Here is a 12,803-nt window from a genome sequence, read left to right as displayed (position 1 = left end):
TTAAATTTTATTGATGATGATAACTTCGTCTCCTGATCCAACCTTCTCTAACTTAGCAATAGCGCCAGCATTAATTTTCTCTTCTTTAAGCAGCTTCCCTGTTCTCGTGTTCAGCACTTTTACGTTGAATTCTCCAGATATTTTGCTCAAATCAAGATTGATGGCATTTGCAGAAGCGTTATACAAAATATAAGCTTTGCCAGGGTTTTCTAAACCATATTGTTTTGCAGATTTATCTGCAAAACAATATGGTTTCATCGAAGATGCTGCAGTTAAAATTGAATCATCAATTCCATTGACGTTAGAGAGCGAACCTCCTGCCATTAAAATTGCCCAACCGAAACTGTCAAAGCTATCGCCCGAATACATCACAGCCTTTTCTGGGAACTTATTCTTATATTCTGAAACGGCGTGATAAACTTCTTCGAAAGATGTTTTTTTAGGTTTTAACAAACGTGCATGCTGCCGTGGCGCCAAACTTAAGCCACCTTGTGGCGCGTAAGCCGTTCCATCGGCCTGGTAATGCCAATAACGGATATCGATCAGGTCTACCACTCTGGCACGCTTTGGATCAGCCAAAATCGCATCCTGAACATCTTTGGTTACGCTTAATCCGATAATCGGATGTTTACCTGTTTCTTTTTCCCATTCGTTAATGGTATCGATCCAGAACTGAACAAAGTGCAGCGGACCGGTAAATTCGGCACCAATTAACTGGATAACGCCTGTGTTTCCATCAAAATTCGCTAAACATTTTCTGATGTAAGCTTTATGGATTGCCTTGCGGTGTTCGTTGCTGATATCGTAAAACTGCTCAGCCATAAAAATGCGTTTGTCGCCAGCATACGGTACAGGTTCGGGGAAACCCGTGTTGTTGATATTGTTTGCAGTACGCCAGGGAAAATCGGCATAATGCGCCCCGGCCTCGATAATGTTGTGTTGAAAATAGTTTTCGTGGATTAAAACCAGGCCTTTTTGATCAGCCAGATTAGCAAATTGCTTTAACCTATCCCAATACCAAAGGTTGTATTTGGTAATATCATATTTGCTCAAACCATCCCAGGCTTTATCCTGTCCGCTACGAGCAAAAGGCAATTCATAAAAAGGTGCCCAAACCTCGCCATCCATACGGCGGATGCGCTCATGGTCATCTCTTCTTCTGTCGTACCAAAGGCCATAATTATGATCTAGCACTTTAACCTGACCGTTTTTCATGGCATCGGTCATCGAATCAAGATCGTCTGTTAAGCCATTACCTGAACGACCAGGAACGAAACGTGTGATATGAAACTTGGCATTTTTTAATCCATACGGACGGGCGCTTCCGTTCCACCAAGGCACATCCTGACGACCGCCGAGAACGATTTCGCTGCCACGGACTAACCAGCCATTTTTGATGCTCATTGCGCCTGCAAGTGGAGTTTGGATAACTTTATCTAAGCCGATCTTATCAATGTTTTTTGCCGAGCCGGCATCCGTCGGGATTTTATTCCTGTCAGGTGCTGCATCAATATATTCTGCAACGGTTAAAGCAGGTTTGTAGGCTAATTTTGTCAGTTTTAGCGCAACATCTACAGGCGGACTGCTTGATGCTTCTGTTTCAACAGGGAGCACAAAATTCCTGCTATCCGCCTCACTTCCTAATCTATCCTTTAGTTGGGCATAATATAAACTTCGTGGCTGGATCTGTTCGTTCGACATATCCCAATAGCCATTTCCAGCAAATTGAGACCAGGTTCCAAAAGCCCAGTTTTGAGCTGTTGGCGGCTGAAAATTATCAACCCTTGCGGCACTACATTGCCAAAAAACACTATTTGCAGCACTCCAGCCAGCACCTTGCCCATCCTGTCCGCGGTTTAAATAACTTAAAGCCTGTCCGTCGATATTTACGATATCGAATAAAACGCCTGATGACCAACTATCAATTGCGCCACTAAAACTGAAAGGCAAATAAGACTGACACTGCACAAAAACATTGGGGCCTGGCGCGCAAAAGCCAACAGTAAAATCATGATAACCATATTCTGAGTACAACCTTTGGAAAAGTGTTTGCTGACCAGTTGTTAAAAAAGTAAAACGGCGCTCGCCACCGATTTCGGAAATTGGAGCTAACGATTTACAATCTTCAACAGTAATCCTTTTTGAAGTTTCCAAAACATTTACTGCAGAACCTGCAAAATGCTCAAAAACCACCTGACGAACCCAGGCATCTTGTACGTTTTCTAAACAGATAGCTGTCCAACGGTGGTATTCGTCTTTAATATTTTCTTTATGATAATCTGATTCGATTTTCAGGTTTTCAACGCCAGATTGTGCAATTCTTCCATCCCATTTATATTTCGAAACCGTTGCGCCACCATATTTAGCATCTAAAGCTGTTGTAATTGGCGCATCGAAAGTTATTGTATTGCCATTAATGGCGATAATTTTTCTATCCCAATGAATATCTCTTGTCCCTGGTTTCCATCCCAAAGCACTTTCTCCACCACCAAACTCGACCGTTTTGAGAATCTCGATCCACTCTTTAGTTGAAGGTCTGTTAATGATGATCTGATCACCTATTTTAAATCCATTGGCATTAGACAGTGTAATTTTATTTGCATTAACGGGCACATAAGTATCGGTAACTGCGATTGCCTGTTCTTCTATCCTATTTTTATGACCTATAATCCTGATTACGCCAATCCGGTCTAAACCCGTAGCAAAAATCTTTGTACCGTTTTCGCCCATTCCACTTCCTCGGAGCACTACTCCAGAAGCTGACAACCTTAATGTTCCGGCAACTTCGTAAGTTCCTTTTTCTAATAAAACGGCGCCACGTAATCCATCTTTACCTAGGGGTAATTTCGAAACATAATTAATGGCTGATTGAATCCTTAAGGTGGCATCGCCCTTTGAAACAGGAACAACTACCTTAATTGTTGCATTAGGAATGGCTTTTTCTCCTGCCATGTAACCAGCATAGGAAAAATCGGGAATCCGGTTTCCATCTGCATCCGGTGTATAAGCCATCTTGCCATCCTTCCCTTTAAAGATAGGTTTTGGTGGCTCTACCGGCTTTGTTTTTTGGGCAAATGAAAAGTTAGTCGCCAAAAGCGCCATTACCAAAAACGGTAAGGTTTTTAGTTGCATAGCTTTTAATATATGGTTAGTTTTTGGCATATTTTATTTTTTTAACCACAAAGGCATTGAGGATTTCTTTCTCTCTTGATCGTCATTTCGAGCAGAGTGCAAACGCAGTCGAGAAATCTATTTGGATAGATCTCTCCATTCCGCTTCGCTTCAGTCGAGATGACGATTCTTCTTAAGATTATCAGCCTTTCAGCTTTAGTCTTTTTTCTTTAATCTTTCTACGGTCTCACTTTATTGATATCTACCAAACTATTCAAATAAACTTCGATATTGGCATAACCTGATTTCGAAATTTTTGAGGCATCCTTAGCATCTTTTGGGTTTAGTCCGTTTTTTGTTTCCCAGGCATCCGGTATTCCATCATGATCTGTATCTACATAAGGTTTTCCTTTATATTCAGGATACCCCCCAACTTGTGCAATGTCGGAAATAATGCCTTTTTTGTATGAATCAGCAGGCAAACGGCGTTTTACATAACTTTGTTGAGCTGGAAGTTTCCCATCCTCAACATGATCAATTTTACCAGTGCTTACCTGCCTGATGATGCGTTGATCAACAGCGTCTCTAACAGGAAGAGATGCACCGGCATTGGCCAGAACATAATCATAAGCTTTTTTGGTATCGATGATGGAAATTTTAGCCATTGGCAAAGGTTTATCCACTTTCATCGAATCTAACAACTTTTGTTTATCTCTTTTGCTTTCAGGTTGAACACCACCATCCCAATTATTTTTGGTTACCTTTTCGTTTCCTTCTATAATATTACCGGTTACATAAGCTTTACCAAATTCGTTGGCAAACTTTTTATCTCTGCCCGATTCAGGTTTTAAGATACGATAAGAAATCGGTTCTCCTGTCGGAGTAATGGGTCCTGGTTTATAATAATTGTTAATAAAACTATAAAATGAAGCATTATCGCCACCATCGGCACTTCTGTTCCACCAGTTAAAAATCACATTATTGGCAAAACCAAAATCGCCATACATGCCAACAGAAGGATTCCGGCTGATATTTGATGCCCAAAGATTACGCATAAAAGTACTGTTCAAACCGCCAATTGTACTTCCGAAGGCATGGTTATAGGTATCTAAAGCCTCTGAAAAGATCGAATTCTGGATGGTAACGTTTACAGTGGGTAGTTTTATAGGTTTAGAACCGTCTTTTGGATCGTAAACATGGCGGTAAATCGACATATTCTCATCTAATCCCCAACTTGCCGAAACGTGATCGATGATGATGTTTCCAACAGGATTTCCGCCGATGGCGTCATCTCTACGGGTAACATCTGTTGCTCCCCGACGGAAACGCATATAGCGGATCACTACATCATGGGTATTGATCCAAACTGATTCGCCAGCCACGCAGATCCCATCGCCAGGTGCACTTTGACCGGCAATGGTAATATAAGGTGCACGGATAATCAGTGGTGTTTTTAATTTGATAATCCCCGAAACGTTAAAAACAATGATTCGCGCACCGCCTTGCTCGCAGGCCTCACGTAAAGTTCCGCTGCCCGAATCTTCAAGACTGGTTACTACGTAAACTTTTCCACCACGGCCGCCAAAAGAATAAGCACCACCACCTTCAGCGCCCGGAAAGGCCACTGTTTTAGCTTGTGGTAAATCACCTGGTTTTGCTGCCCATGGAATATAAGGTTTACCCTGTTTTGCCTCTTCATCTACAATATGTTTTACTTTTAAAAATTGCAGTTCAGATTTTTCTTCAATGCTTTTTAAAAGCGAATCGGCTTTCTTTTCCATTGCCTCTGGGATTACCGGATATTGTGCAAAAGCTACATTTCCAATACCAAACAGCGCTATTATGCTAAAAATTAATTTCCAGGTACGCATATTAGTTGGGCTTAACAATTGAAACCGGAACAACACTATTTAAATATACTTCGATGTTTGCATAACCACTTTTTGTAGTTTTAGCAGCATCAGCTGCATCCTTAGGGTTTAAACCATTTTTAAGCTCGTAAGCATCTGGCATACCATCATCATCACTGTCTTTATATGGTGTGCCTCTATATTCTGGGTAACCTCCAACCTGAGAAACTTCTGTAATGATGCCTTGCTTGTAAGAATCGCCTGGTAATCTGCGGTGTTCAAACTGAAAAGCAGATGGTTTAGCATCAGGATGTACTTCGATTTTACCTGTGGCAACCTGTTTAACTACACGGGTATCAACCGGATCTCTTTTCGGTAAAGTTGCACCGGCATTTGCCAATACATATTCTTTAGCTTTTAAAGTAGGGATAATACTGATCTTAGGCATTGGAAACGGACTCTTAGCTTTCATCGCTGCGAAATATTTACTTGCTTCATCGAAAGACATTAAATTTCCTTTTTTATCTTCCAATTGAACCCCTCCATCCCAGTTATTTTTGGTTACTTTTTCATTACCGTCAATTATATTTCCAGCTACATAAGCCCTGCCAAAAACAACATAGGGTAATTTACTGCGTCCAGATTCTGGTTTTAAAATGCGGTAACTAATCGGATCTTTCAGTTCGGTAACCGGACCTGGTTTATAAAAGTTATTAATGATGTTATATTGTGCGGTATAATCGCCGCCATCAGTTGAGCGGTTGTTCCAGTTAAAAACCACATTGTTAGCAAAATTAAAAATTCCGTTCCAGCCAATTGATGGGTTACGGGCACCATTATCTGCCCAAAGGTTACGTACAAAGGCACAGTTTTCTCCACCTAAGGTGCTACCGAAAGCATGGTTCCAATAATCTAGTGCCTCTGAGAAAATAGAGTTTTGTATCGTAATATTTACCGTCCCCAATTTCTCTTCTGCTTTGCCAGTACTATCATTGTACATGTGGCGGTACATCGACATGTTTTCATCCAATCCCCAGCTCGCCGAAACGTGATCGATCATAATGTTACCTACTGGATTACCTCCAATGGCATCATCGCGACGGCCAACAAAGGTTTCTCCCCTTCTAAAACGCATAAAACGTATAATTACATCATGTGTATTTAACCAAACCGACTCGCCGGCCACGCAAACACCATCACCAGGTGCGGTTTGGCCAGCAATAGTGATATAAGGTGCACGGATAATAAGCGGGGTTTTTAATCTGATAATCCCTGAAACATTGAAAACCACAATCCTTGCACCACCTTGTTCACAGGCATCACGCAAAGAACCAGGTCCCTTATCGTTTAGGTTTTTAACTACAATAACCCTACCGCCATGGCCACCAAAACTATAAGCGCCTCCACCTTCTGCACCTGGAAAAGCCAATAAATCTGATTGTGGCAAATCAGTCGGTCTACCCGCCCAAGGAATATATGGCTTGCCCTGAGCGGCCTCTTTTGCAATAATAGGCTTTGCTTTCTCCCAGGCAATATCAGATTGGTGATAGGCTTCTTTCATCATCGAATCAGATGATTTTTTAATATCGGCAGGAATGTTTGGATATTGGGCAAACGTATAATTTGCGGAGAGTATTAATGCTGTTGTTAGCAACAGATTTAAAATGTTCTTTTTCATTTGTGTTGTTCGTTGGGAAGAGAAAGAAATTACGAAATATTTTTGACTAGCAGAAAAAAATCTAATCGCTGATATTGAAAATCGTGGCTCATTTCTTTGTCTATCCTTGTAAGTAATTTTGGTTAGAAAGTATATTATCTTTCAAATTTGCATGCAAAAAGCAGCTGTTTAATGTATAATTTTGGCTAGCTATTGTACCATCTTATCAATTGGCAAAAATGCCTGTAACAAATTAAATTCATTCTCGCAGCCATGTTACAAGATAGGAATAAAATTCATATATAAATGTAACATTCTTAAATAAAAAAAAAGGAGACAAATTAATGTCCCCTTTTTCCAAACCAAATATAAAAAAACCAGGGCAGTGAGCAAACCGCCCCGAAGATCTTCTGTAATTACTTTAATGGATCGAAGGTACCAGCACCATTCATGCTATCCCAACCTGTTGTTTGTTGTAGATATGGACTTGCTGACAATACCGTTTGATTGATGCCGAAGAAATAATATTGTGGATACCATGTAAATTTCCAGTTAGCCGGACTTGTCTTATCAAGATCGTCTCTTACACTGATCTTGAAATAGTTATCGTAAAGGTAATCTACGTATTGATCGTAGGTGGTAATTCCGGCAGGATAAGTTGCAGGATCTCTATCGATAAGTGGAGCCGTCCCTGAGGCCGGTTTTAACAAAGGATCATTTGCACCAACATAATCAGCACCTGCAAGTGTTTTAACTCCAATATAAAACCCTGTTCTACGCGTACCATTTAAAGGTGTAAAACCTAACCTTGTGGCGGTAGGGCCAGATTCAAAAAGCATCCATCTTCTTAGATCCCAGAAGCGTTTGCTTTCATAGGCGAATTCCACTTTTCTTTCGTTTAAAGCAGCTGCAAATAATTGGTCGCGGCTTAAACCAACACCCAAACCATAAGATCCATCAGTACCGGCTAAAATACCTGCCCTATCTCTAATAGATTTAATGCCTTCAAAACCTTCGCTAAGTTTATCTGCACCAATAGCTGATTCAGCAAGATTTAGTACAACTTCTGCAAATCTTATTTCCATATAATCGGTCGGACTATTGCTAAAGTTACCAATTGTATTGTTTGCGTTTGGATTATTTGCTTTACATAAATATATACCGCTAGCATTGGCTCCTTTTGTTTCAGTAGTGCCATTATAGCCAGCTGTTGCCGTTTTTTTCCAAACATATGTCCATTGCTTATAATTAGTTGCACCCGAATACGGCCAGATGGCTCCATTATATACAAATGTTTTATAAAACCTAGGATCTCTATTTTTGTAGAATTTAGCGTCAGAATAAGGATATGTTGATGATGAGGCGGTAATCGGCTTGCCATCTCTCATTGGAAAGGCATCCACAATCTGCTTGGTTGGCGATATTGATCCGGCGCCATTAATTTCACGTGAACGTGTAGCCTGCTCCCAACCATTGTTTTTTTGTGGATTTCCGGTTGTTAACGCATTAAAGCCAAAAGCGAATACAGATTCGATACTGTTATCAGCTATAAACATATTTCCCCATGCCACTCCATTTGCTGTTCCTCCTACTTTATATAAGCCAAAGCCATTAGCTTCTAATAAAGTTTTGGCTGCTAAATTTGCCTGGTAGGCTCTATCCCAACGTGCCCTGTCATCAGTGCGGTTAAAAAGCGGGCTTGCCCATGTTAAGAGTACCCTGCCTTTTAGTGCAGCAGCAGCTCCCGATGTAATTCTACCATTATCTACTCCTGTCCATTTTCCGGGCAGAAGGGAGATGGCCATATCCAGATCTTTAACAATCTGTTCTATACAGGCAGAAGATGAGCTTCTTTGTATCTCATTCGCAGGTCCGGAAGAAACAATGGGATCTTGAGGCGTTAAAACCAGCGGTACCCCGCCATATAACTTTACCAGTTCGAAATATTGCCAGGCTCTCCAAAAGTACATCTGTCCTTTAAACTTATTGGTTATATCTGTTGTTAAACCATGTTTATCGATTTCCTGTAGAAAAAGGTTGATCTCTTTCATACGTGTCCAGGTATTATTGGCTACACTATTTGGCAAACGTTGTCCAAAGTATTTTAATGCATTTGTATTTACATATGAAATTTGGGCCCACTCTTTATTCCAATCTGTTTCACCTGCCAGCTCATCGGTAGTTTGTGTAAATGCCGAACTGTAAGCGCCGTTATCTGTAGCACTCTGCACCTGCACATTAGGCGTACCATTGTTTGCTGGTAAAAACAACCCGTAAACATAATCTACATAGCCCTGAGCCAGTGGGGCTTCTTGAAAAACCTGCTCATTAAAGCCTGCATAATCTTTTTTCTCTTCTAAAAAACTGTCTTTGCAGCTCGCCATTAATATAACCAGCGAAACCAAAACATATATTTTATTAATCTTTTTCATGTCTCTAAAATCTAATAGTACAACTATTTTTTATTTGTTAAAAAGTTACGTTTAATCCAAAAGAAAAAGTTTTCAGATTCGGAAAAACGTCGTATGCTGTATCACTATCCCTATAAGAATATGGGTTATAGAAATTATAAGGGTTTAACGCGCTTGCGTAAACACGCACATTACTTACTTTAACTTGTTCGAGCCAGCGCTTAGGAAGGGAATAATTTAACTGTATGCTTGCCAAACGCATTCTAAAAGAAGAAACTTTCCAGAAATTTGATGTTGGACTTAAACTTGTTGCTTCCCAATTTGGGTTTGGCATAGTACCTGTTGGGTTTAGGATGGGATCATAAATATCGCCCCAGATCTCAGGCACACTTGCAAAAGTACGTGAAATAGAATTGTTCATTTTTTTACGGGCATCGATTTCCGACCATCCACCAAAGGAACCTGAAATTACCGCCTCTATTCCTATTCCTTTATAATTTGCTTTTAATGTTGTTCCGTAGCCATAATGATTAGTGGCTTTTTTTGATAACTGTACCTGATCATTAAAGTCAATTATACCGTCTGGGGCCGCAAAAGATCCATCAGGTTGTAAAGGTCCTCTAACATCTCTATAATAGAGCATGCCTGGTTTTAAATCTTTGGCCAACACTGCTGATCCGCTACCGGCAGCACCTGGATTTACGGAGGTAATTTTGTACTGACTTACATAAGCATCGATTTCTTGTTGATCTTTAAACATGCCTAAATAATCGTAACCCCATTTGCCCACATCAGATGAAGTTCCATTGCGTGGATTCCAAGGATATAGAACATCATTTGCGTTGTAATCTGCTTTGATTACTTTATTATCTGACCAAGCAAACCTGAAATCTACGCCATAACTAAAATCCTTTCCGATTTTATCGTTCCAGCCAATTCCCAGTTCGTAGCCAAAGTAATCTGCTGTAGCATAATTTTGTGAGGCTACTGAACCACCAATCGTGATTGGAATATTAGATGTTACTTCTGTTAAAATATTTGTTGCATGATTATAATAACCATCCAAAGATAATGTAAGTCGGTTTTTTAAAAATTTAGCATCAATACCTACGTTATTTTTAAGTTCGTCGCTCCAGGTTGCATCAGGGTTTGGAGATGCTTCCATTTTATAACCTGCTGTTGCATTTCCATCTCCACCAAATACTGCTCCTTTACCATCCTGGAAGGTATAACGCTGTCTCCATAACCAAGCCTTAGTTTGGTCGTTCCCTAATAAACCTATCGAGTATCTTAGTTTTAAGAAGTCAATACCAGGTACTTTAAAAAAATCTTCTTCTGAAATTACCCAGCCCAATGAGCCTGAATAGAAATTACCCCAATAGTTACCCGGTGCAAATTTGGTAGAAGCATCGCTTCTAAACATAAATTCTGCAAGGTACTTATCTGCGTAGCTATAGTTTGCTCTTGCAACATATGATAGTGATCCTCCTTCTGATTTTGTAGTACTTCCATCTATCGCGCCGGTTGCCGAGTTAAACTGGCCATTTGTTTGTTGGATCGGATCTGCTTTAAATACAACCTCATTATTAAAGGCTTGCTCAGATCTTTCTACCGTAGCTAAAGCACCTATCGTATGTTTTCCGAACGACCTGTTGTAGGTTAGCACAAAGTTTGATTGAGTTGAACTTTGTGTCGTATTGGAATAGTATAATCGATTACCATTAGAAGCAACAAGAGCTGTTGGTAATGTCGCCCCGTCGTAAATATGTTCATTAGTACCTAATTTTTTAAAGGTATAAACATTATATTTTGTTCCGATCTGTGATCCGTTGCTGCTACCCATATTTCTAGAATATGCAGCTCTTGCACTTAGACCTTTAACAAACGGAATATCATATTGAGCATTTAAATTTATCGTAAAGTTGGTATTTCTGGTGTTCGCCAGATTGCCTAATTTCTCGATTTCGTAGAAATGATAGGTAGAAAAATCATTAGTGGTTCCTGGTAGTTTTACAGGGTATCCATTAATGTACATCGGCACGTAACGAGGCGCAAGAATGAGGTTACGATAATCATTGTCGTCTAACTCACTACCAATTTTATTAAAGGTTTTAATGAGCTCACTATTGTTTCCCGAAACCTGCAAACCAACCTTGAGATTGGTTGCCACCTTAATATCGGCTCCTGATCTAAAATTCCAACGTTTAAAATCAAGGCTCGAAAGGTTTCCATCTTGCTTGTAATAAGCAACATCACCAAAATAGGTTGCACGGTCTGTACCTCCCGAGATACTTAAAGTGTGTTTCATGTTATAGGATGATTTCCATGCATCTTCTAACCAATCATAATTAATGTTTTTAAAATGCTCTAATTCGTCCTGACTAAAAAAACTATCAGCTGCTGAAGCACCTGTTGGATTTACATTAGCTCCATTGGGCCCGTTCATAATGTTATAATACATCCCAAACTGATAGGCACTCATCATTTTAGTTCGGTAAGCTTCATCATTAAAGGCATACGAGCCGCTATAACTGATACGTGGAGGTCCGATTTTGCCACGTTTAGTTTTTACTAATACTACTCCATTACCTGCCCTTGTACCATAAATAGCTGCAGACGCATCTTTTAGGAAAGATAAACTTTCTATTTCAGAAGGATCAAGGTTATTAAAGAGCGTAGCATCAGGTTGTCCGTTTTGAGGATTGATCTGAATTACGTCATCTATTACATATAGCGGGTCGGTAGAACCGCCATCTTTCGAGAAAATAGTGTTTGGGTTTCTGATGGTCAACTTTGCTGTAGAACCAGGTCTTGAAATACCTCCGCTCACCCCAACACCCAATATTTTTCCCGCCAGTGCAGCACCTATATTACTTGCAGGTAAGTCTTCCACTTCAGTTGCCTTTATATCTACAACAGCACCTGTTAAATGACTTCTCTTTTGCGTGCCATAACCAACAACAACCACATCTTCGAGGCTTTTATTTTCAGGAACTAAACGTACAACAATATTGGTTTGTTTACCTACTGTTACCTGTTGCCTTACATATCCTATAAATGAGAATACAAGCACATCTGCATCAGATTTTACCTGAATAGTGTAAACACCGTCAGAATTGGTACTCACATTGCTGGGAACACCTTTTAAACTTACGTTTACCCCCGGGATTCCCTGCCCATCAGCCTGATCGACAACTTTACCCGTAATCTTTCGCTCTTGTGCAAAAAGGATTGTGCTTGCCAGTAGCATAAATAGCAAGGACAAAGAAATTTTGCGTAAAAATTTTAAGTTCATCTTATTATTTGGTTAGTTTTTAATTCTATTTAGACAATTTACCGCCTGCTTTTAGTGTTGTTATCTCTTCAATGATCAAAAGTTTCTAATCTTTAATCCACTGAGCAATTATAGTATCGTTTTAACTTTTATAAATGGAGCGTATTAAGAGAGCAGAGAAATAGACGTAAAAAATTATTTTATAATAAAAGAATCAACCAAGGTTCCTAATAAAAAAAATCGATGATAATATGGGGTGTATTGGCTCATTTTTTACTTTGATCTTGATATTTATTCTGGTTAGAAAGTATATTATATTTCAAAATTGCAATCAATAATTGGCTATTTACTATATGATTTTGGCTACATACTATAGGATATTAACGTAACTAAATCAAATCTATATCGTTCTTCTCTTGATTTGAATTTGATGATCTAAGATATAGAAATATATTCATATATAAATGTAACATTCTTAAATAAAAATAAACAAAAAAAAA

5 protein-coding genes are annotated in these 12,803 nt (G+C 39.5%); all 5 read right to left on the bottom strand.

Annotated features, from left to right (window positions below; translation table 11 throughout):
- Entirely contained in the window at positions 1-3,162 is a 3,162-nt protein-coding gene (locus LQ227_RS14830; protein WP_230149803.1) for a DUF6298 domain-containing protein, read from the bottom strand.
- Positions 3,163-3,350: 188 nt separating this feature from the next.
- On the bottom strand, positions 3,351-4,982 hold the full coding sequence (locus tag LQ227_RS14825) for a polysaccharide lyase family 1 protein (protein WP_230140840.1): 1,632 nt from the start codon (positions 4,980-4,982) through the stop codon (positions 3,351-3,353).
- Position 4,983: 1 nt separating this feature from the next.
- A complete protein-coding gene (locus tag LQ227_RS14820) occupies positions 4,984-6,639 on the bottom strand; it encodes a polysaccharide lyase family 1 protein (protein WP_230140838.1) in 1,656 nt (551 codons plus the stop codon).
- A gap of 395 nt (positions 6,640-7,034) precedes the next feature.
- Entirely contained in the window at positions 7,035-9,050 is a 2,016-nt protein-coding gene (locus LQ227_RS14815; protein WP_230140837.1) for a RagB/SusD family nutrient uptake outer membrane protein, read from the bottom strand.
- Positions 9,051-9,087: 37 nt separating this feature from the next.
- On the bottom strand, positions 9,088-12,324 hold the full coding sequence (locus LQ227_RS14810) for a TonB-dependent receptor (RefSeq protein ID WP_230140836.1): 3,237 nt from the start codon (positions 12,322-12,324) through the stop codon (positions 9,088-9,090).
- Between the last annotated feature and the right edge of the window lie 479 nt (positions 12,325-12,803).

The sequence above is a fragment of the Pedobacter sp. Bi27 genome, assembly GCF_918698255.1.
Lineage (GTDB): Bacteria > Bacteroidota > Bacteroidia > Sphingobacteriales > Sphingobacteriaceae > Pedobacter.
This window is presented reverse-complemented; position numbering and strand designations above follow the sequence as displayed.

Bases quoted from the DNA above. Each gene is read 5' to 3' on its own strand.
- LQ227_RS14830 (WP_230149803.1), bottom strand. From the start codon at position 3,162: ATGCCAAAAACTAACCATATATTAAAAGCTATGCAACTAAAAACCTTA.
- LQ227_RS14825 (WP_230140840.1), bottom strand. From the start codon at position 4,982: ATGCGTACCTGGAAATTAATTTTTAGCATAATAGCGCTGTTTGGTATT.
- LQ227_RS14820 (WP_230140838.1), bottom strand. From the start codon at position 6,639: ATGAAAAAGAACATTTTAAATCTGTTGCTAACAACAGCATTAATACTC.
- LQ227_RS14815 (WP_230140837.1), bottom strand. From the start codon at position 9,050: ATGAAAAAGATTAATAAAATATATGTTTTGGTTTCGCTGGTTATATTA.
- LQ227_RS14810 (WP_230140836.1), bottom strand. From the start codon at position 12,324: ATGAACTTAAAATTTTTACGCAAAATTTCTTTGTCCTTGCTATTTATG.